This window comes from Chlorogloeopsis fritschii PCC 6912 (assembly GCF_000317285.1).
In the GTDB taxonomy this organism is placed as follows: domain Bacteria; phylum Cyanobacteriota; class Cyanobacteriia; order Cyanobacteriales; family Nostocaceae; genus Chlorogloeopsis; species Chlorogloeopsis fritschii.
Map to the genome: position 1 here is coordinate 1 of NZ_AJLN01000079.1, position 22,205 is coordinate 22,205.

The following is a 22,205-nucleotide window of genomic DNA, read 5'->3' on the forward strand; positions in this document are numbered from 1 at the left end:
CTTTAATTACTTAGAAAACTTTTCGTATCGAATTAATCCAAATCCCCTGATTGGATCTTTATTTGAGATATAACCATCCGTGAAATACCTGCATCAGCTTTGGCATAACTACATAAGTCATTAGGTAAACCAGTACACCAGTCAGCAGTAAGGTTCGTAGCAAAAGCGGTAAGGCGGTTAACAGACTGCCAAACATCAGGAAGATGCCAGTAATTAAGGGATAGATTGCTAACCAAGTCAGCAAAAATATTTTGTAACGGGGCGGTTGAGAGTGAGGGGTAGTTCGTCTAGCGATCGCTGTCGCTCGATGCCTTGCTCGATTTCGATACAGTTCTCTAGAATACGTACCCCTCATAACTTCTCTTCCTTTTTAATTTCGCTTCGTTGCGTATGTTTTATTTATAATACGATACGTATTATAAATAAAAAGCAGTTGTCAAGCACTAATTTAAAAAATGCCTCAAAGCCATGACACCAAAAGAATTGGACGACCTCGCTCTGAGGAATCAAGGGCGGCGATTTTGGATGCAACCTGGAAATTATTGAAAACGATGACGCTTCGGGATTTGTCGATTGAGGCGATCGCCCGTGAGTCGGGTGTGGGCAAAACGACGATTTACCGATGGTGGTCTGGTAAAGTAGCAGTAGTGATGGATGCATTTTGGGAAAAACTATCACCCGAAATTCAGTTTCCCCAAGGCTTATCGGCAACCGAAGCGATCGCCCAGCAAATGCGACTGCTAATTACGGCTTTTTCAGGAGAATATGGTCGAATCGCGGCGCAAATTATCGCAGAGGGGCAAGCCGAACCAGATGCTCTAGCCAGTTACCGCGATCGCTTCATCAATCCCCGCCGTGCTGCTGCTAAAGCTATAATTGAGCGGGGGATTGAAAGTGGCGAGTTTGATCCGAATCTCGATCCAGAACTGGCGATCGACATTCTTTATGGAACCATCTATTTTCGGCTTCTAGTTGGACACTTACCCCTAGATCGGCAGTTTGCAGAGGAGCTACCTCAATGGGCGCTCAAAGCTCTCAAGATTAGTTCATCTTAGACACCATTTAGGATATGCCCCCGATAAGGACAGAACTGCACCATTGGCTAATAATTTCATCTTCCTGTCCCGATACCCAATTAGCAAAGCGCTGTGCTAAAGGGGGCACAATCACCAGGGGATTACTGAATCCAGAAAATATATAAATACCTTGGTAACCAGGAATGGTACCAATGACGGGGAGGCGATCGCTACTAAATGCTACTAAGCAATGATGCCAAGTACCTGGTAAATTAGCTAATTCTGGTAAAATTTCGCCTATACTTTGCCTTAACCATCTTTCGCTTTTCTTTGAGTCTACTTCGGCACTGGGATTTGTAATAATGCGGCTAATTTGTCCCAAGCGCAAGCTCCCATCTAGAAACTGGATCGCACCCGCATCTAAAATTGGCGCTACTGGTTCATTTCCTGGTTCATTCCATACTTCATCAACTTTGCTAGATTCAGCTTCTAATTGAAAGCGTTGGAGATTAGCTGGCATAACTAGAGTACGCAGATTAATCTCAACAGGTGGTGTTTCAATCATCTCTGCGTGAGTAAAATACACTTTAATTGGAATACCAGATGCCTTGAGTAAATCTCGGCTAAATCCACCAGCACAGACAACAACGTTAGCACTATGATAGGTGGTGGTAGTTGTTTGAACGCCCGTCAATAGATTTTGTACTTGCGTAAATTCCATTTCACCCCCAGCACGCAGAAAAGCTTGAATGTAAGCTTGCACAGTTTTTTGAGGGTTAATATGACCGTGTTTGACAGTTAAAGCTCCAGCGATCGCCTCCCTATTCAACAACGGTTCCATCTCACACGCTTCGTCAACGCTTAGTAATTTGGGAGGAGTGGCAAAATGAGCGTAAGATGCAGCAGCAATTTTTGGATCGGTGTCTGTGGGAATAGTCAATAATAAATCCAATTCACGCAACTCGATATTTGCATTTAATTCTTGTGACAAAATCTGATAGCGTGCTATTCCCTCATCGCATAGTTGGCGAGTCACAGGAGTAGTACCAGACCAAAAAGCTAAACCACCATAACTATAATGAGTAGCGTTATGAAAATTAGTGTCTTGCTCTAACAAAAGTACTGAAAAGCCTTTTTTTACTAGTTCATAAGCAAGTGCAGCACCTGTAAAACCAGCACCAACAACGATCCAGTCGTAAGTTTTCATTTAGGATTTTACTTGTAAACGTCTCAAAATATATTTTCTCTGTGTATGACTTTTCAAGAAATTCAAATCAATAGTCTTTGCAATACAACAGAACTCATAGCGAAGATTTATGGAAAAAACATTTTCTTTGCATATTCATGACTTTTCCCTCGTCCGAGGTGGGGCAATATATCAGCTTCTCCTGCGCCTGAGTCTAATCAAACCAGGGTCTATCAGTATAATCCGACGCTGTATTTTTTTTGCACTCATTACCTGGTTGCCACTTTTGGTGCTTTCGGTAGTTCAGGGACGTGCCCTCGATAGCGCTCTAAAAGTGCCTTTTCTTAAGGATATCGAAGCCTACAGTCGTTTCTTAATTGCAGTTCCAGTCTTGATCGCTGCCGAAGTTGTAATTGACACGAGTGTCAGAACTACTGCAAAGTATTTCCTCCATTCCGGGCTTGTAGAGCCAGCAGAATTGTCTGATTTCAAAGCTGCAATGAGAGAAATTGCTAAACTTAGGGATTGGGTTTTTCTCGAACCATGTCTGCTCCTCATTGCCTACATCCTCACCGGGATAGTTTTTACTCACAGATTAACCAGTGTGACTTCTGTGTGGAGTGCGATCGCCACTGGGACAACCAAGCAGTTAACGTTAGCAGGCTGGTGGTATGCCCTAGTTAGCCTGCCAATCTCTCAATTCTTATTGTTCCGCTGGCTCTGGAGATTTTTGCTCTGGTTCAGGTTTCTTTGGCGTTTGTCCCAACTCAATCTACAGTTAGTTGCGACTCATGCTGACTTAGCAGGTGGATTGGGGTTTTTGGGGTTAAATCAGATTCCCTTTGGCAGTATCCCGTTTGCTATCAGTATCGTCTTGTCTGGGAATTTCTGCCAAAAAGTAATATACCAAGGAGTCTCTATTGCTACATTTAAATTTCAAATCATCATTTTCTTGGTTTTGTCACTCATTTTTACACTAGTGCCGCTGTTAGTGTTTAGTGGCAAACTACTGAAATTAAAAATTCAAGGTTTTCAGCGATACGGCTCTCTAGTTAGTCAACACAATTTATTGTTTGAGCAAAAGTGGGTAAAGGGAAAAGTGCCGAAAGGAGAATCACCCTTGGGAAGCCCAGATATTTCATCGCTGGCCGATCTGGGTGCTAGCTTTGAGACAATCAAGAAAATGAGAATAGTACCATTTGGCTTAGGTACGGTAATTATCTTGGGGAGCTTAATTATATTGCCCTTGTTACCCTTATTTTTGATTGCCATTCCTTTGGAGCAAATCACAGATATAGCATTGAAAGTATTATTTGGCGTTTAACACTAAATCTTTCCCCAATACTAATTTGCTTTTGATGTTATGGCTTGGGCAATACGCCGTTTCATTTGCTGATTGTAAACAGTTGTAATAATTCCAGAAATAAGCACATAAGAAATGATGACTGGCTTAACTACTTCTAAATTAAAGTTAAATGTAGCAATCAACAAAGCTAAACCTGGATTACGATTGGCGTTAGAAATTGCCAAAGCTGTTTGTGTTTCTGGTCTATAACCGCCTAATATGTGACCGATCAATGAGGCGGCTGCCACAAGCGCGATCGCCAGAATCGAAACAATTCCCAAGCTCAGAACAGCACCCAAGTTTTAAAATACAAAATGTCTAGGTGCTCGTAAATCTTTTAGGTTGTCTTTAAACTTGCAATGCGGTTGGTAAGCTCTAAAGTTCCTAGCCGAGTTTCAATTGTAGAAGTAGTCATGATTGATATCAGCATATATTTAATAAAAATATAGATTTAGGATTGAGCAATTGAGTTTATAAATAGCTTATTAAAGTAAAAAAATAAGAGTATTTTTAATATTTATTTAGTGGCAAATATGTAAATTTAGAGCAGAATTTGAAGAATAAAAATTGAAGTTAATTTATGAGTTTTTTATTTTTAGATTATAGTTTTCTTATTTTTATTCTGTATGCTTACGGCAATTGTTTAATTGTTGACTTACAAACTGCTCATCCTGCCTTCCAATTGAGGATTGGCAATCGCCCAAATATCCTCAACCTGTAATACGAAGACATCAATTTGATATCTAGCTAGCCACGTAGTTTAATTGTGGCAGTCACTGAAAAAAGTTTCTTCGCTTGCCAGAACTAATAGGTAGGAGTTTTCAGCCAGTCTGAGGCAATGGCTGTTCAACACACGAGCAACTGTGTCTCAAGTGCAAGGAGTGTGAGGATAGATGTTCAATCATCAATGGAAGTTGTGGGATAGGCTGTTACTTGTCTTGCCAATTACTTGTAGTGTTTTGCTACTGACTAAAACGCTAGCGATCGCACAAACACCACAAACAAATGCGATCGCAACTGATGAATCATTATTGGCACAAGAGTTTGTTTCTCCAGAAATGGAGCAGGTAAACTCGGTTTCTCAACTTTCCAGCGAATTGATTGCCACCTCAACCGCAGATTTAGTGACACAAGAAGACTTGGAGGTGTCGAGAAAACTTCAACAAGAGTTTGTGGCAGAACTTGCAATGCTACGCGATCGCGTTAATAGCTTAGAAGCTAAAGCTGCCACACTAGAAGCAAATCAATTTTCAACCACCACTAAACTATTCGGCAATGTCATCTTTGCAGTAGGAGAAAAATCACGTTCAGAGCCAAAGAAACGAGAAGGAGAAGCCCTGATGTGAATAGATTCAGAACTTAAAAGCGAAATCCTCACCAAAACACAGAACACTAGGAGACAAAATCATGACTAATTCCAGCGATCGCCTACAACGTCAAGTTTTACCTATTCCCGACATTCAACCGATTGGACTCACCACCTTCGACGCAAAAGACCCCAACACCCAATATCCCCCCATTGTCCCCCTACGTCCTCCTACAGGTGCACCTAATGTGCTAGTGATCTTACTCGATGATGTGGGGTTTGGCGCTTCTTCTGCCTTTGGCGGCCCTATTCAGACACCGAGCGCCGAAAGATTAGCCAAAAACGGACTGAAATATAATCGCTTTCATACCACAGCCCTTTGCTCTCCCACTCGCGCTGCTCTTTTGACTGGGCGCAACCATCATTCTGTTGGCTTTGGTGCGATTACTGAGATGGCCACTTCTGCCCCCGGTAATAACTCTCTACGTCCCAATACCTGCGCTCCTCTAGCGGAAATCCTCAAGCTCAATGGCTACTCTACCGCTCAATTTGGCAAGTGTCACGAAGTTCCCGTGTGGGAAACGAGCCCGATGGGGCCATTCACTAGCTGGCCTACAGGTGGCGGCGGTTTTGAATATTTTTACGGGTTTATCGGCGGCGAAACCAATCAGTATTACCCTGCACTATACGAGGGAACGACTCCCATTGAACCCGATAAAACCCCAGAAGAAGGATACCATCTTACCTCAGACATGACCCGCAAGGCGATTCGCTGGGTACGCCAGCAAAAAGCTCTCATGCCCGATAAACCGTTCTTCATGTACTTCGCTCCTGGTGCCACCCACGCCCCTCATCATGTCCCCAAAGAATGGGCGAATAAGTACAAAGGACAGTTTGATCAAGGCTGGGATCAGATAAGAGAGGAAACCCTCACCCGCCAAAAACAGCTGGGAATCGTTCCCCCCGATACAGAATTAACGCCTCGTAGTGAAGGGATTCCCGCTTGGGATGACGTACCAGAGCCGATGAAACCGATTTTAGCTCGTCAGATGGAAGTTTACGCGGGCTTTTTGGAACACACCGACTATCATGTTGGTTTGTTGATCGATGCCCTAGAAGACTTGGAAACCCTCGATAATACCCTGATCTATTACATTATTGGCGATAACGGAGCCTCTGCTGAGGGATCGCTCCAAGGCACGTTTAACGAAATGGTGACGCTTCAGGGGTTTGCCCATTTAGAAACCGCAGATTTCTTGACAGCGCGCATCGACCAATTTGGGGGGCCAGAAGCCTACAATCATTATGCGGTAGGTTGGGCACATGCCATGTGTACCCCCTATCAATGGACGAAACAGGTTGCTTCCCACTTTGGCGGCACCCGTAACGGCACGATCGTTCATTGGCCTGCTGGCATTCAAGCTAAAGGGGAAATTCGTTCCCAGTTCCACCATGTGATTGATATTGCCAAAACCGTTCTAGAAGTAACCAATTTACCAGAACCCACCTTTGTCAATGGCGTACAACAAAAGCCGTTAGAAGGGGTAAGCATGGCTTACTCTTTCGATGAGGCTACTGCCCCAGATCGCCACCAGACGCAATACTTCGAGATGTTTGGCAATCGGGGCATCTATCATCAAGGGTGGACAGCCGTGACGAAACACCGTACTCCCTGGGTAATCGGACTGATGCAACTCCCGGCTTTTGATGACGATCGCTGGGAACTATACGATACGACCAAAGACTGGAGCCAAGCGAGGGATCTAGCCAAGGAATATCCCGATCAGCTTAAGGAATTACAGCGATTATGGTTAATTGAGGCGGTTAAATATAATGTGATTCCCCTTGATGATCGCTCTGCCGAACGATCTAACCCCACGCTTGCCGGTCGTCCACAATTAGTGAAAGGGAAGCGTCAACTGCTGTTTGGTGGCATGGGACGATTAACAGAAAACTCAATTGTTGATTACAAAAATAACTCTTTCGCTATCACGGCTGAGTTAATTATCCCTGAATCAAAAGCGGAAGGTGTGATTATTGCCGTCGGTGGCATTATTGGCGGTTGGAGTCTTTATGCCAAGCAGGGTAAGCTGAAATACTGCTACAACTTCTTCGGCTTAAATCATTACTACGTAGAAGGGGAGGATACACTTCCTTCAGGGAAACATCAAGTTCGCGTGGAATTCGCCTACGATGGGGGCGGTTTAGGCAAAGGTGGAGATGTCACTTTGTTTTTAGATGGTCAAAAAATCGGGGAAGGACGAGTAGAACAGACCGAACCCTTCGTTTTCTCAGCGGATGAAACCTTAGATATCGGCTTTGAGTCAGGCTCTCCAGTCACCAAGGACTACAGCGCCAATAAGTTCAATGGTGAGGTGAATTGGGTGGAAATTGATGTAGGTAAAGATGCCCAGGATGATGATAACTTTATCTCGCCAGAAGAACGACTGCGAATTGCGATCGCATTGCAATAGATTTGTTCAAGGCGAAAGAAGGTCTACTTACATAGGATGATGATTGCTGGAGAAAATCCAATGGCTCAAACTCCAATTTTTTTCCAGACTGGCATTACAGAACAGGAAGCCTATCAAATCGGCATTGAGGCATATTTGCAATTGGCGATCGCGATCCACTCACTTTCAATCCAGATGGTTCCCTCGACCTCTACATCCAACACGAGTCTCCCGGTGCAGATCAAGTCTCCAACTGGTTGCCTTCACGCCTTTATAAAACGCTTCTGGGAACTGACAATTCAGACAAATGGAGTATTTAAATTGTGTGAGTTTGAATCACTTTGCAGCCTACTGTATATAGGCGATCGCATGGATTCACGGATATGAATAAAGTTTCGTAGGCGTTGCTGAATCGCGGTATGAATTTGATGTGTAGAGACGTGATATATCGCGTCTGGGCAGGGGTTTTGGCATTACGAAAAATTATTTTCATAGCCTAAATCAGCAACGCCGTTTCGTAATAGTCAGTTTTGATTGTCAAGGTAACTTTTCAACCTTCGATTCAGAACTTTTGTCTGTGAAGAGCGATCGCGACGGTGGCTTTCTTCTTGGTAATGCTCTCCACGACACCCTTGAATCAGTTTGCTATACCGACAAGTTTCAGAAAATCTATCGTGATATTGCAACTGGAGTAGAACTATGTCGTCAAAGTTGTGAGTATTTTGGTGTCTGTGGTGGTGGAGCTGGTAGCAATAAGTATTGGGAGAAGGGAACTTTCACCTGTTCTGAAACCAATGCCTGTAAATATCGAATTAAGGAAGTTACTAATATTGTTTTAGAGGAACTGGAGCATTCCTTAAGTTTGATATAACTGGAGAACAGATAAGTAGAAGGCAGATGGCATATGCATTTTAAGTTTAATCATGCCTACATACTTATTAAATTTATTTTCTCCTTATAAATTTCTTATTTGTTCTCACTATTTTGTTTATTGAGTTTATTACTCATAACAATATTCTAAAGTGTAAGTGTAAATCTCAATCTTGACTCAAATTTGTTCTGCTAAAAGATAAGACAGAGGTGAAGTTATAGAAGCACTCTAAAGTAAATCATTAATCGTAATTTACATAATTTATTGATATTAATATCTCTTTTTTATACTCAATTATGCAGCTATAACCAAATCATGACAGCAAGAAACAAAGACGAAATTGCAAATAATATAAACGAGATCAAACCTAAAAATCCTGAAACTAACACGGACGAAAATGACAAAGCCCAAATAACTGGAAAAATAGAACCACCCCCAGATATGGTTTGGATTCCACCAGGCAAGTTCACTATGGGTACTGACGACCAGATGAGCTTTCCTAACGAGCGACCAGCTCGTCGCGTGCGCGTAGATGGGTTTTGGATGGATGTATATAATGTGACTAACGCTAATTTCCGTCGCTTTGTTCAGGCAACCGGTTATGTTACTACAGCAGAACGCGCACCGGATTGGAAAGAAATTAAAAAGCAAGTTCCACCTGGCACGCCTAAACCTGACGACAGTATGCTGGTGCCTGGTTCCCTCGTCTTCACTCCTACACCCCGCCCGGTTCCGCTCCACGATATGTCTGCTTGGTGGCGATGGACACCAGGCGCATTCTGGTATCAGCTGGAAGGCCCTGGTAGCACCATCGACGGTAGAGAAAATCATCCTGTGGTACAAGTCTCGTGGGAGGATGCTGTAGCCTATGCCGAGTGGGCAGGCAAGCGGTTGCCTACGGAAGCCGAGTGGGAACGTGCTGCACGAGGTGGTTTAGAGGGAAAGCGATTTATTTGGGGAGATGAGTTCTGCCCTGATGGCAAGCATATGGCAAACACCTGGCAAGGAACATTTCCTGTCAAAGACACCGCTGAAGATGGTTTTGCTGGCACATCACCTGTTGGCTCCTTTCCGTCTAATGGTTACGGACTTTACGACATGGCTGGCAACGTTTGGCAGTGGTGCAGCGATTGGTATCGGGCTGATGCCCATCAGTCTGTTCGCAGTTGTTGTCCCAACCCAACAGGCCCCAACAAAAGTTTTGATCCGTGCGACCCCTACACACCAAAACGTGTGGTTAAGGGCGGTTCGTTCCTTTGCAGTCCTGCCTACTGCGATAGTTACCGACCTAGTGCGCGCCGTGGTACTCCTCCAGATACAGGAACATCTCATACAGGTTTCCGTTGCGTTATATCTGCACAAGCATGGAAGAAAGCACGGTATCACCGCAGATAGCCGTTAGTGCCGTCACCTTCAAAAATGATTATTGAGAACAGGAGACATTTCATGAGCGGAGCACCCAAGCCTGTTTTTGTTGATCCGCTTCCATCCTGGAATGAGGGGACAACGAAAGCCACCATTCTCGACTTTGTTCGTCGAGTCACAATCGAAGATAGTTCCGATTACGTACCGCCATCCGAACGCATTGCCACCTTTGATAATGATGGCACGCTCTGGTGTGAACAACCTACCTTTGTGCAGGGATTTTTCCTGCTCGATCGCGTTAAAACAATCACTACAGAACAACCAGAACTAGCAGAACAACAGCCCTTCAAAGCCGTTCTTGAGAATGACAAAACTACCCTTGCCACCTTTGGTAAAAAAGAACTCGTGGCGCTGGTCTTTGCCACCCACACGGGTATGACCCCAGAGGAATTTCGGACGATTGTCCAAACCTGGTTTGATTCGGCAATGCATCCCCGCTTTCATCGTTTATTTCGAGAATGCGTCTACCAACCGCAACTAGAACTACTGGACTATCTTCGAGCGAATGGCTTTAAGACGTTTATTGTCACGGGGGGCGGCAGTGGAGTAGTGCGAACTGTGGCTGAATCGATCTACGGTATTCCCCCAGAGCAGGTGATTGGCAGTAGCAGCAAGACGACGCTGGAATGGCGGGATGGCAAGCCTGTTTTGGTGAAACAACCGGAACTGAACAGTTTTGATGATCGGGCTGAGAAGGTGGTGAATATCGAGTTGCACATTGGTCGTCGTCCAATTCTGGCTTTTGGGAATTCCGATGGCGATCTGGCGATGCTGCAATACACGGCGGCAGGGACAGGGGCACGACTGGCATTGTTGCTGCACCACGACGATAGCGATCGCGAATATGCCTACGATCGCGATTTTCACTTCAGCCCCCTACGAGAGGCACTAGAGGAAGTTCCTAAGCTGAACGGTGGGCATATCGTCAGCATGAGGCAGGATTTCAAGCAGGTGTTTCCCTTTAGTTGATGGAGACGGCTAGTTGGATTTCAAGCAGAAGACACGACCGTTTCCAGTCCGAGTTTGGACAGTTGTATAAAGGAATTTACAATATGTCAACGCAACCAAAAATACCCATCACGCCCGACGAAGCTCGCGCCATCGCCAAGGAAGCCTACATCTACGGCTTTCCGATCGTCGATAATATGCGAATCCAGTACGGGTATTTTGTGGATCAGGGAAATCCTGAGTACAAGGGGCCATATAACCAGATATTCAACATTCCACGGGTTTACACTCCCGAAGACAAGGTCGTCCAGACGCCCAACTCAGATACACCCTATTCCTGGATTGGTCTTGACCTACGCGCCGAACCGATCGTGTTCACCGTGCCGCCGATCGAAAAGGAGCGGTATTGGAGCCTGCAACTGATCGACTTGTACACCCACAACTTCGATTATCTTGGATCGCGTACGACCGGTAACGACGGTGGCAATTTCGCCGTTGCTGGTCCGAATTGGCAAGGCGAAACTCCCGCCAGGATAAAGAAAGTGATTCGCTGCGAGACGCAGATCGCGATGGGGCTGTTTCGCACGCAACTCTACAATCCGAGCGATCTGGAAAACGTAAAGCAGATCCAGCAGCGATACCGTGTGCAACCACTCTCAGCGTTCCTGGGTCAACCCGCTCCAGATCCGGCTCCATCTGTCGATTTTCCCAAACCGCTTACCCCTGAAGCACAAAGGACATCGATCGAGTTCTTCGACCTGTTGAACTTTTACCTCCAGTTCTGTCCGACACATCCCTCAGAAGTGGAACTCATGGAACGGTTCACCAAGATCAACATCGGAGCCAGGAAGGATTTTGCTGCCACGCTTTCACCCGAAATGAAAAAGGCAGTCGAGGACGGCATCGCCGATGCGTGGAAGGAGTTTAACGAGAACAAGAAGGCAAATGTCGATACAGGGAAGCTCACTGCTGCTGATGGCTTTGGCACTCGCGAATTTTTGCACAACAATTACCTCTTCCGAATGACATCCGCTGCCCTTGGCATTTACGGCAACTCGAAAGAGGAAGCGCTCTACCCTGCGTACTACACGGATTCCGAGGGACAGAAACTCAACGGTGCCAATCGCTACATTGTGCGGTTTGAGCCGGGTCAGCTTCCCCCCGCGAATGCCTTCTGGTCGATAACCATGTACGAACTGCCAGCAAGTTTGCTAGTTGCCAATCCGATTGATCGCTATCTGATCAATTCCCCGATGCTGCCACACCTGAAACGGGATGACGATCAAGGGATCACGCTTTATGTCCAAAACGAATCTCCGGGACAGGACAAGGAATCAAACTGGTTGCCTGCCCCAACAGGTCCATTTTGGGTAACGGTGCGTTTGTACTGGCCAAAAGAAGAAGCGCTGAACGGTACGTGGAAACTACCGCCGATGCAGCGGGTGAAGGAGGAATGATCATGAATGCACCCAACCAAACAGACACCAGAGAAGCATCCGGCACGATCGTCACGCAAGAGAACTACTGCCGCGCCGAAACGGATCGTGCATTTGCAAGCGGTCTCAAATTATCCGGTGGCGTGAACCGCTGGCTGCACTTCCGCAACCTGACTCCGCTCGACCAGCAAACCGTAGTGCGGATGAATAAGGACACGCTGTACTCTACGGCATTAGTTGACACGTCCAAAGGTGCCACCCTCACGGTGCCCCAGATGCTGGAGGATCGATATTTCTCGGTGTTGATGGTGGACAACGACCACTATGCACCCGGAGTCATTTATAAGTTGGGCACTCACGAACTACCGCAGGATACAAAGTATCTCTGTCTCCTCGTCCGCATCCATTTGTACAACCCGGATGATCCATCTGACATTGCTCTTGTGAACAAGCTGCAAGACCAGTTTGTGATTAGAGCGGCAAGCGCAGATCCCTTTCCGGAACTGAAGTGGGACAAAAAATCGCACGAGGAACTGACGAAGCAATTCAACGCAGAATTTGCCAAGTACGACAAATATCCCGATGACTGGATGGGTCCACGAGGACAGGTCAACGAGAAAACGCGCCACCTTGCATGTGCCGGGGCGTGGGGATTGTTCCCGAACAAAGATGCCGTTTACATCAACTACAACGGCAATCTCCCTGGCGAACGGTGCCACATGGCGACTTACACGGTGCTTGGCAATACTGGCTTCTGGTCGATTACTGTCTATGGTGCCGATGGTTACATGAAGAGCGTCAACAGCGTTCTAAATCAGTTCAATACGACGTTTAACGACGACGGCACTTTTACCGTTTGTTTTGGCTCCCAAGAAGTCTGCGGTGATGTTCCAAATCGTCTTGATGTCACCGAGGGTTGGAACTTCCTGATGCGCGTCTATCGCCCTGGTGAGTCTGTGCTGAATGGCAGCTATAAGCTTCCAGACGCTGTGCCCGTTGAGCAATAACTTCACAGGACTGAATCAACACACTTGTAAGGAGAAAAAAATTGACAACTCCACAGCAACAAACCATAACGCCTGATCCAGTTCCCGTTACGGTCGAAAATTTCCCGCGTGCTGAGAGTGATTTGTATTTCAGTGCCATCGTTAAAAGGGGCGGCTTTGGGAAGTTTGACCACAACCGTGAACCGACACCGATCGACGGACAAACGGTGATTCGCATGAATCGTGACACAATTTACTCTGCCGCCGTCTTCGATCTGGATGCAGGTCCGGTCACGATCACGCTGCCTGATGCGGGCGCACGCTTTATGTCAATGCAGGTGATCACGGAAGATCATTATTCGCCTAACGTCTTCTACAAACCGGGTCGCTACACCCTCAAGCGCGAAGCGATCGGCACGCGCTATGTCGTGACGGCAATTCGCATACTGGTGAACCCGGCAGACCCAAAGGACATTGAGCAAGTTCACGCCTTGCAGGATGCAATTCAAGTCGAACAGGTAATAAGCCCCGGTCGCTTCGAGATTCCCAATTGGGATCAGGAAAGCCAGAAGAAGGTACGTGATGCCCTGTTAGTTCTCGCTACAACCCTTCCCGATACCAAGAACATGTTTGGCACTAAAGATCAGGTTGATCCGGTGCGATTCCTGATTGGTTCGGCAATGGGATGGGGTGCCAATCCCCCAGCGGAAGCCACCTATCTCAACGTCACGCCAACCCAGAATGACGGCAAAACGGTTCACAAACTCACCGTTAAAGACGTCCCCGTCGATGGCTTCTGGTCGATCAGCCTCTACAATGCCGAGGGCTATTTTCAGCAGAACGATCAGGATGCCTATTCGGTCAACAACATAACCGCGAAGCAGGATGCGGATGGATCTGTCACCGTTCAGTTTGGCGGGTGCGATGGCAAAGCCGGAAATTGTTTACCGATCATGCCGGGCTGGAACTACATGGTGCGGCTCTATCGTCCGCGTGCTGAAATTTTGGACGGCACATGGACATTTCCTGAAGCGCAGCCCGTGAGTTGAGGATATGACGGAAATTTTTAACTTAATTAAATTGTAATTGATGTGTTTACCAGACGCTTATTCAAACTCACCCATGTTTTCCAACGAATATCTTATTGGCGATCGTTTCTCAATTCAATTTGCCATACCAGATTTGGTTCCTCAAAATTAGCGCAGCGAGGATTTGGTGTACTAGCCATTTCCCTTCTAACGCTCTTTCTGCAACTGGCTCTCCCTGCTCTAGCGACTGCTCAACTTGATTCCGTTGACTGTTCGGCTGACGTTAATGTTCAGCAATGCCAATCTTCAGAGGTATTAGCTAACTCACGCATCGCGCAATCACCTGACGCAACTGCCCCACCCGATACCCTACCTGCCTCTGAACCCATTGCTTTACCCAAACAACGCATTGCCGATCACATTGCTCGCACTCCAATCGAAGCTCCACTGAAGCTATTTAATCTATTCATCATTTTCTTTGTCACCCTGGGGCCAATCAAAGTTATCCCGCCGTTTGTGCAACTGACTCAAAAAGCTGACAAATCACTGCGAAGACAGTTAGCCTTTCGTAGTGCTGTCCTGGCGACGATCGTAATTTTGCTGGTGGCAATTATTGGGCAAAACATGGTGCGCGTTTGGCAGATTCGCTTACCTTCGTTACTGATTGCTGGGGGAATTCTCCTATTTTTGGTAGCACTCAATCTGGTAATGACCCAGTACCAACCACCACCTCTGCCTGAAGAGTCCTCCCCAACTTCTCTCAACCTGGTTGTCACGCCCCTCACTTTTCCCATCATTCTGCCGCCCTTTGGCATTGCGATCGCCTTGGTGCTAATGCTCATATCCCAGGAATTTGGCTTTAATCCGCTGGTGATTTTGGGCGTATTAGTGCTGGTGATGCTACTAAATTTGGTCTGTATGCTGGCAGCACAGCCAATTCTGGCGTTTCTCAAACCTGTCACCCTGCGAATATTTGGCTTTGTGTTGGGGGTGTTGCAGTTGGCGTTAGGGATTGAATGGATCATCACTGGATTAGAGATTGAAGCATTGGTATTCCGTCGTTTGTTTGACCTCTGATGAATTGCGGGAGGAGACTAACCGCTGTTTGTGAATGACCTTGTTTGAACCTTGTTTAAAACCTTTGAAATTAACGAATTAAGGAGATTAAAACCATGCCTAATGGTAAACCTAATATCCTAATCATCTGGGGTGATGATATCGGAATCAGCAATCTAAGTTGCTACAGCGATGGGCTGATGGGCTACCGCACGCCCAACATCGATCGCGTTGCCAAAGAAGGAATGCGGTTTATTCATTACTACGGCGAGCAAAGCTGTACGGCAGGTCGAGCCGCATTCATTACCGGACAAAGTGTATTCCGCACAGGCTTGAGCAAAGTTGGTGTACCTGGTGCGACACTTGGCTTTAGGGCTGAAGATCCCAGCATTGCTGAACTGTTAAAGCCGTTAGGTTATCGCACCGGGCAGTTTGGCAAAAACCACTTTGGCGATCGCGATGAACATTTGCCGACTATGCATGGGTTTGATGAATTCTTCGGCAACCTCTATCACCTGAATGCCGAGGAAGAACCGGAGCATCCTGACTATCCCAAACCAGAGGAATTCCCTGAGTTTAAGAAGCGGTTTGGCCCTCGCGGGGTGCTGCACTGCTGGGCGGATGGCAAGGGCGGACAGCGGATTGAAGATACAGGGCCATTGACCAAAAAACGAATGGAAACAATCGACGATGAAGTGTTGGCCGAAGCCAAACGCTTTATTAACGATGCTAAGAGCGCGAACGAGCCATTTTTTGTCTGGTTTAACGCTACCCATATGCACTTTCGCACCCACTGCAAACGAGAGAGCAAAGGGCAGGCAGGGCGGTGGCAGTCGGAGTACCACGATACCATGATTGACCATGACAAGATAGTGGGCGAGTTGCTGAATTTGCTTGACGAACTGGGCATTGCTGAAGACACGATTGTCATGTACAGCACCGACAATGGCCCCCACATGAATACCTGGCCCGATGCAGGCATGACTCCCTTCCGCAATGAGAAAAACTCCAATTGGGAAGGGGCATACCGTGTTCCGGCGATGGTGCGCTGGCCCGGTAAGATTGAGGCGGGTTCAGTGTGCAATGGCATTGTCAGTCATCTCGACTGGTTGCCGACGCTGCTGGCGGCAGCCGGAGAACCTGAGATTAAACAAAAGCTGCTGAACGGGCATCAAGCGGGCAATAAAACCTTTAAAATCTACCTGGATGGCTACAATATGCTGGACTATTGGACGGGTAAAACCGATAAGAGTCCGCGAGTGGAGTTCTTCTACTTTTCGGATGACGGCGACCTGACTGGGCTGCGATACGACAACTGGAAGCTTGTATTTGCCGAACAACGGGTAATGGGGACGCTGCGAATCTGGCAAGAGCCGTTTGTGCTGCTGCGGGCTCCTAAAATTTTTAACTTGCTGACCGACCCATATGAGCGTGCCGATATCACATCCAACACCTACTATGACTGGGTCTTAGAGCACTCCTTCTTAGCGGTTCCAGCACAGGCATACGTAGCCCAGTTTTTAGACACCTTTAAGGATTATCCACCGCGTCAGAAGGCAGCTAGCTTCACCATCGATCAGGTGATGGAGAAGTTAGAAGCGGGACTGGTAAGCACCTGAGGCGTAGGTTCATCTTGGCGATCGCTCTCTTGAAATGGGTGACGATCGCCAATCTCAATTAATCTAAAGGGATCGAGTGAACTTAGATCTTTGCTCAATCTCTGCAACAGTCGCTGACATCACCCATGCACAATTTTGAGCAAAATGCAAGTTCCCTAGACAGGCTGCTGATGGTGTTCGGCACTGTGGTGGGAGGAGCTATATCGTTGATAGTGATTAGAAGTGTACCTCTCGTTCAGGCTGCGACGATCTGTAGTTTTGTCACAGCTTGTCTTGTCATTGCCTGTACTCAACTAACTAAACCGGCAATCTGGTGGACTGCGCTAGGAGCGATCGCTGGGATCACGATTGGCACCAGTGCAGTTCTATCAAAATCCTTGGCAGATGCCCAAACAACTCTTGATTTTCGAGTTCGCTTGCTCATAGTGGGGATGCATAGTCTAGCAGGCTTAATTGCTGGAATGATCTTGGGTCGAAAAATACATAATCCTCATGTTCCTCCCCTCAGAACTTTTCTCTCCAGACTAAGCGCACTGACCGTCGGAATTTTTGCGGTTAATGTCACAGGCGAATACATTGTCGCTGGACTTGAAGAAGCACGGTCATTTTCCAGTCGCCTCAGCACTTCATCCACAATTTTGATTACAGCTATTGTAGTGCCAGGAGTGATTGGGTATTTGTTAACTGAGCGCAGAACAGGCATGAACCGACGTTAAATCATAATTGTTCGCAATCATTCTCTAAGAAGTTGTTTTAAGAGCAATATCCGAGAATAAAATTTTAAGCTGCCTTTGGAGAAAGCAAGATTACTTTTAGAAAGCAATAAAGGTTTGACATTGAACTGTGCTAGAAATAGGAATGAACCGGAATAGTTGCTTGAGCAGCCGATAGTGGCGTGGTCATTTCAAAAATAGTGCATTGATAAGGAAACCCAACATTTACAAAACGTTGGGTCTCGTGTTTTCGACTTAAGTTACAAAATTTATCGCTAGTGATTGAGGATTGGGTTCAATTTGTAGAACAGGAGCAATTAACACTTTTTCTTGTTGGAGTATAATACTCCGTTTTTTTGGACACGCTAATAATGCTGTTACCAGCTATGAAAAATCTACCTTTTTGCTCATCTTTGGAAAACTGCAAATGGGGGTATTCGGTAGCTAATTCCTCAGCAGTCATAGCTTTTGAATCCATCTCATTTGGTAAAACTCCGGTAGAACCGATATAGAAAACCAAAGGGCAAACTCGATCACGGTAGATTTTCTCGGCAAATTCTTTGAGTTTGACATTTGCTACAAACATTGCTACCACTAACTCCTCTTTACTAACACTCTTACCATGGCGGCGTTCTTGCAATATCTGCGCCAAGCGATCGCCACCAACTTTGGCAAGAATATTGGCAACAATACCGTTATTCTCAAGTCCTAGAAAATCATCAAAAATTGGTTTCATGAATTCATCTACTTTAGTGATTTTCGTCCGAGATGAAAACAGCCTGTGCCTAAAAGCAATTTTTTCATTCAAAGCCAAACTCAAGCTAGGTTTTTGGTAAACTTCTCCACTTGTCGAATTGTAAACCCGATACATTCTGTCAATAAATTTGTTCGCAGAATGCAGCTTACTTAGATTAAGAATCTCTTTGCTACCGATATCGATTTTATAGCTGTACCGTGAATTTATAATATCGTTAGCTAGTGCCTCTTTGAGGTCAGTGTACTCGTTAGTTGTTAGAAAGTTAATGTAAAGATTTTTAGAAAGCTCATGCTTTCTCAACTCTTGCAATTGCTCTGGTATAAAAATATCTGACTCATCTTTTAAGCAAGCAGAAATGATACTAGAAAGTACTTTAATCTCTGCAAGTTGCTCAAATAAACCACCAATATTACTCAAATTTTGATTGGGGGTGACGAGTGGAAGATTATCTAACCAAATAGTGTATTCACGTTGAAAATCAAATTTTTCGCCATTTAATACACCTTTCGTTTTAAGCAAATCAAATGTTTTTTTACTACTAATTTTGACTTGTAGTGACTTGATATTCACTTTACCATCACTAACAATCATGTAATTCTTAAAGCTATTCAGGTCATTTACAAGTAAACCTGCAACCTCAAGAACTGGTGTTTGGTCATCTACTTTGACAAGCTTAACTTTACGGCTAATAAGCATATTGATAGTAGCAGTATTGTGGTTCAATTTAAATGAACCCATATCAACATACTCACTACAATCTATTTCTTCCGTCCGGAGCCACGGCGTAATAATTTTGCCATTTTCATCTCTATAACCATTAACTCGTTTGACGCTTTTGCGTTGATATTGTTCCTGTAATTTTTTGAGATTGATAATAATGTTGTTACGATGTTCTTCAAGTATGTTGATGAGTTCTAGTAAAGAAAGATTATCGCTTGTCTGAATGTTTGTTGCTTGATTATGCATATTTTCGTTTACTCCAATTTGACAATTCAGATTGCTTTCTGACTTCATGACAGTTTCTATTCTGATTTTCAACTATCTTGAAAACCTAAAAGATTGATATTAAATACACAAGAATATATCTATTAATAGTTATGCCGAAGTAACTGTTAAAAATGGTGTATGTAACGCATTGATCGTGTAGTGATAGTTAGATGTAATACCTATTTCCTCTAATATGAAATATATCTTTTTGTAAAGACGTGCCATGGCAAGTCTTTCCAGAATTTATATGTATGATGATTAACGTGAAATGGTATAAGTTGTGTCTACTGTACAGACTTCCTATACACTATTATAGTATATATGTACTATAATCGTCAAATATTAGTATTTGTAGTGGGTTGGCACAGCGAATCTAGTTAATGACAATCGCTATCTATGCAACTGTCTCCATACTCGTTCCGGTGTCATAGGAAGTTGGCGTAATCTAATACCTGTGGCATGAGCAATAGCATTAGCGATCGCAGGAGCTGTACAATTAGTAGTTATTTCACCCACACCTTTAGCACCAAAAGGCCCGTAGGGATCAGCTTGTTCTACTAAAAAAACCTCAATTGGTGGCAGATCGGCAGCTGTAGGAATGCGATAGTTTCGCAAGTTTGGATTAATAATTCTTCCTTGTTGATCAAATAACAATTCTTCCGTTAACGCATAACCAATTCCCATTGCAATTCCACCTGTTGCTTGTCCGTGACAAATTCTGGGATTGATTGCTTTACCAATATCAATAGCTTGCACGCACCGCAGAACTTGAATTTTCCCCGTGTCTATATCAACCTCTACTTCTACACCTTGCACAGCAAAAGTTAAAGTTGCTTCATCCGCTGCATAAGATACTTCAACAGAAAGTAATTCCTCTTCATTTATTGTATCTTTGCGCCCTTGGTGTCTTGGCAGTTTATTTCTTAACTTTTCCAGTAATTTTTCTGCTGCCAACTTCACAGCTTGCCCAGAAATATATAAAGTAGCAGAAGCATAAGAACCTGCATCAAAAGGAGTTTCTTTAGTATCCCCAGAAATAATATTTATATCAGTAATGCTTACACCTAAAACTTCAGCAGCAATTTGCCTTAATGTCGTATCTGAACCAGTACCAACGTCAACCGAACCAGTTCTTAACTCATATTTTCCATCAGGTAAAAGTGATAATCTAGCACTGGCAACGTGGATTTTACATAAACCGCTACCTTGCATTGAAACTGCAAATCCTACTCCACGATAGCGAGAACCTTCTACTACTGGTGGTGTTCCGGGAATATAACCTAATGTCTGTGTAACTTTTTCAATACATTCTCGAACGGCATAACTACCAATTAAATTAAAATGGTCTGTTGATGTCCGTCCGAAATTAATAAAATCTCCAGGACAAATAATGTTTTTTACTCTAATTTCAATCGGATCAATGTTGAGTTGCTTGGCAATTTCATCTATGTGGCTTTCGATGGCAAAAGTTCCTTGAGTAGCACCATAGCCACGAAATGCTCCTGCTGGCATTGTATTTGTATAAATGGCAAGTCCTTTAAATCTTTTATTTGAACAACGATATAAACCTAGTGGAATATAACCTGATAAAAATACTACTGTCTGACCGTGATTGCCATAAGCTCCTGTATTGGCAATTACTTCTATTTCTTGAGCTACAAATGTACCATCTGCTTTGACTCCACTTTTAATTTTAATTGTCATTGCATGACGGCTATTTGTAGCAGTAAACTCCTCATATCTAGTAAACTCCCATTGCACAGGTTTACCTGTGTAAAGAGTAGCAAAAGCGCAAAGGTCTTCTGATAAAATTTCTTGCTTATTGCCGAAGCCACCACCTAATTGAGCTTTATAAACCCGAATTTTGTCTGGCGGCAAATTAAAAATTTGGCAAAGTAAACGCTGGCAATGAAATGGAACTTGGGTACTAGAACGAACAACTAATGTTCCATCTGCTTCTAGCCAACTAATAGTCACATGAGGTTCGAGGTGAACGTGTTGCACTGCTGGCAGATGATAGGTATTTTCGACAATTAAATCTGCTTGTGCAAAACCTTTTTCAATATCACCAGATTCAAGAAGTATTTGTCCTGCTATATTGCGATTTCTATCTGGAATTTGTGACGATTCTAGTTCATCATGAATGATGACATGACCATCATTCATGGCTGCGATCGCATCTAGAACGTGAGGTAAAATTTCGTAATCGACTTCTATTAATTGACAAGCTTGTTGGGCAATAGTTGGTGATTGGGCAACTACAGCTGCAACGCGATCGCCTACAAATCGCACTTTGTGATCTAATAAATAGTGGTCGAGGGGATCGGGGACTGGTTCGGCATGACCAGCAGTAGTATAGGCTATTCTGGGGACATCTTCATGGGTAAAAACGGCAATTACACCGGGTAGTGCTTTTGCTTTTTTGGTATTAATTTTGCGAATGCGGGCGTGAGGATGAGGCGATCGCAACACTTTAAGATGTAGTAAACCAGGCGGTACAAAATCCGCGGTGTAGGATGCTTTGCCTGTGACAATTGCCGTACCGTCTTGCTTGGGAATATTTTGTCCGACAATTCCTTGTTGATTGTCTTGGTTGAACTGATCTGGCTCTGTCACCTCTAAAGAGCCAGAAGAAAGTAAGATACTTTCAATAATGGCTTGATATCCAGTACAACGGCAGAGATTGCCTTTTAAAGCTAGACGCAGTTCCTGTTCTGATGAATAAGATAACTTTGCCGCACTCATAATCATACCTGGAGTGCAAAAACCGCATTGAAATCCTTGGGCTTTTAGAAATGCTTGTTGTATCGGCGCGAGTTCACCATCTGCTGATAATCCTTCTATTGTCGTCACCGCTTGATTGGCAATTCGCATTGCAGGGTAAATGCAGCTATGAACTGGCACATCATTCACCCAAACTGTACATCCACCACAATCCCCAGAATCACAAACACGATGAACACCAAACCAACCGAGTTGTCTGAGTAAAGTTAAAAGGCTACTTCCCGGATTACAAGTTGCTGTAAAAGTTTGGTGATTAACCCGAAAATTTAATGATTCTTCCATATCGGAT

20 protein-coding genes are annotated in these 22,205 nt (G+C 44.7%); 14 read left to right on the forward strand and 6 right to left on the reverse strand.

Annotation, left to right across the window (positions count from 1 at the left end; translation table 11 throughout):
- Positions 1–58 precede the first annotated feature (58 nt).
- Positions 59–355, reverse strand: coding sequence for a putative antibiotic biosynthesis monooxygenase (locus tag UYC_RS35555; protein WP_016879558.1), 297 nt, complete (start codon positions 353–355; stop codon positions 59–61).
- 100 nt (positions 356–455) lie between these two features.
- Between UYC_RS35555 and UYC_RS0114480 the strand changes: the two genes are divergently transcribed.
- Positions 456–1,055, forward strand: coding sequence for a TetR/AcrR family transcriptional regulator (locus UYC_RS0114480; RefSeq protein WP_016878480.1), 600 nt, complete (start codon positions 456–458; stop codon positions 1,053–1,055).
- A 7-nt stretch (positions 1,056–1,062) separates the two neighbouring features.
- On the opposite strand, the gene UYC_RS0114485 is transcribed toward UYC_RS0114480, so the two are convergent.
- Positions 1,063–2,223, reverse strand: a complete 1,161-nt coding sequence (locus UYC_RS0114485) for an NAD(P)/FAD-dependent oxidoreductase (RefSeq protein WP_016878481.1) — start codon at positions 2,221–2,223, stop codon at positions 1,063–1,065.
- Positions 2,224–2,332: 109 nt separating this feature from the next.
- Between UYC_RS0114485 and UYC_RS0114490 the strand changes: the two genes are divergently transcribed.
- Complete coding sequence (locus tag UYC_RS0114490; protein WP_016878482.1) at positions 2,333–3,526, forward strand: hypothetical protein; 1,194 nt, start codon at positions 2,333–2,335, stop codon at positions 3,524–3,526.
- A gap of 20 nt (positions 3,527–3,546) precedes the next feature.
- Here the strand turns inward: UYC_RS0114490 and UYC_RS0114495 are convergent, their stop codons facing one another.
- Positions 3,547–3,846 (reverse strand): hypothetical protein, encoded by a 300-nt coding sequence (locus tag UYC_RS0114495; protein WP_016878483.1) that lies wholly within the window; start codon positions 3,844–3,846, stop codon positions 3,547–3,549.
- A 594-nt stretch (positions 3,847–4,440) separates the two neighbouring features.
- On the opposite strand from UYC_RS0114495, the gene UYC_RS40345 reads away from it, so the two are divergent.
- From UYC_RS40345 to UYC_RS0114555, 11 genes are all read left to right on the forward strand, one after another.
- Positions 4,441–4,893, forward strand: a complete 453-nt coding sequence (locus UYC_RS40345) for a carbohydrate porin (RefSeq protein ID WP_016878485.1) — start codon at positions 4,441–4,443, stop codon at positions 4,891–4,893.
- 61 nt (positions 4,894–4,954) lie between these two features.
- Positions 4,955–7,327 carry an arylsulfatase gene (locus tag UYC_RS0114510; protein ID WP_016878486.1) on the forward strand — a complete coding sequence of 791 codons (2,373 nt, stop codon included), beginning with the start codon at positions 4,955–4,957 and terminating at the stop codon, positions 7,325–7,327.
- A 60-nt stretch (positions 7,328–7,387) separates the two neighbouring features.
- Positions 7,388–7,693 (forward strand): hypothetical protein, encoded by a 306-nt coding sequence (locus tag UYC_RS39505; RefSeq protein ID WP_235083167.1) that lies wholly within the window; start codon positions 7,388–7,390, stop codon positions 7,691–7,693.
- 184 nt (positions 7,694–7,877) lie between these two features.
- The gene (locus UYC_RS36080; RefSeq protein WP_200862375.1) at positions 7,878–8,177 is read left to right on the forward strand and encodes a hypothetical protein; all 300 of its coding nucleotides are present in this window, start codon (positions 7,878–7,880) and stop codon (positions 8,175–8,177) included.
- A gap of 315 nt (positions 8,178–8,492) precedes the next feature.
- Positions 8,493–9,572: a formylglycine-generating enzyme family protein gene (locus tag UYC_RS0114525; RefSeq protein ID WP_016878487.1), complete on the forward strand. Its 1,080-nt coding sequence runs from the start codon at positions 8,493–8,495 to the stop codon at positions 9,570–9,572.
- A 51-nt stretch (positions 9,573–9,623) separates the two neighbouring features.
- Positions 9,624–10,571 (forward strand): HAD family hydrolase, encoded by a 948-nt coding sequence (locus tag UYC_RS0114530; RefSeq protein WP_016878488.1) that lies wholly within the window; start codon positions 9,624–9,626, stop codon positions 10,569–10,571.
- An 83-nt stretch (positions 10,572–10,654) separates the two neighbouring features.
- Complete coding sequence (locus UYC_RS0114535; RefSeq protein WP_235083168.1) at positions 10,655–12,007, forward strand: DUF1254 domain-containing protein; 1,353 nt, start codon at positions 10,655–10,657, stop codon at positions 12,005–12,007.
- 2 nt (positions 12,008–12,009) lie between these two features.
- The gene (locus UYC_RS0114540; RefSeq protein ID WP_235083169.1) at positions 12,010–12,993 is read left to right on the forward strand and encodes a DUF1254 domain-containing protein; all 984 of its coding nucleotides are present in this window, start codon (positions 12,010–12,012) and stop codon (positions 12,991–12,993) included.
- 41 nt (positions 12,994–13,034) lie between these two features.
- The gene (locus UYC_RS0114545; RefSeq protein ID WP_016878491.1) at positions 13,035–14,021 is read left to right on the forward strand and encodes a DUF1214 domain-containing protein; all 987 of its coding nucleotides are present in this window, start codon (positions 13,035–13,037) and stop codon (positions 14,019–14,021) included.
- 42 nt (positions 14,022–14,063) lie between these two features.
- Positions 14,064–15,077, forward strand: a complete 1,014-nt coding sequence (locus tag UYC_RS0114550; protein ID WP_016878492.1) for a MarC family protein — start codon at positions 14,064–14,066, stop codon at positions 15,075–15,077.
- Between the two features lie 95 nt (positions 15,078–15,172).
- Positions 15,173–16,675 (forward strand): arylsulfatase, encoded by a 1,503-nt coding sequence (locus tag UYC_RS0114555; protein ID WP_016878493.1) that lies wholly within the window; start codon positions 15,173–15,175, stop codon positions 16,673–16,675.
- On the opposite strand, the gene UYC_RS39510 is transcribed toward UYC_RS0114555, so the two are convergent.
- A complete protein-coding gene (locus UYC_RS39510; RefSeq protein WP_157171246.1) occupies positions 16,633–16,773 on the reverse strand; it encodes a hypothetical protein in 141 nt (46 codons plus the stop codon). The two genes, UYC_RS0114555 and UYC_RS39510, sit on opposite strands and share 43 nt — an antisense overlap.
- A 27-nt stretch (positions 16,774–16,800) precedes the next feature.
- Between UYC_RS39510 and UYC_RS0114560 the strand changes: the two genes are divergently transcribed.
- The gene (locus tag UYC_RS0114560) at positions 16,801–17,391 is read left to right on the forward strand and encodes a hypothetical protein (RefSeq protein WP_016878494.1); all 591 of its coding nucleotides are present in this window, start codon (positions 16,801–16,803) and stop codon (positions 17,389–17,391) included.
- A gap of 292 nt (positions 17,392–17,683) precedes the next feature.
- On the opposite strand, the gene UYC_RS0114565 is transcribed toward UYC_RS0114560, so the two are convergent.
- Entirely contained in the window at positions 17,684–19,111 is a 1,428-nt protein-coding gene (locus tag UYC_RS0114565) for a hypothetical protein (RefSeq protein WP_235083170.1), read from the reverse strand.
- Positions 19,112–19,522: 411 nt separating this feature from the next.
- Entirely contained in the window at positions 19,523–22,198 is a 2,676-nt protein-coding gene (locus UYC_RS0114570; RefSeq protein WP_016878496.1) for a molybdopterin-dependent oxidoreductase, read from the reverse strand.
- Positions 22,199–22,205 lie beyond the last annotated feature (7 nt).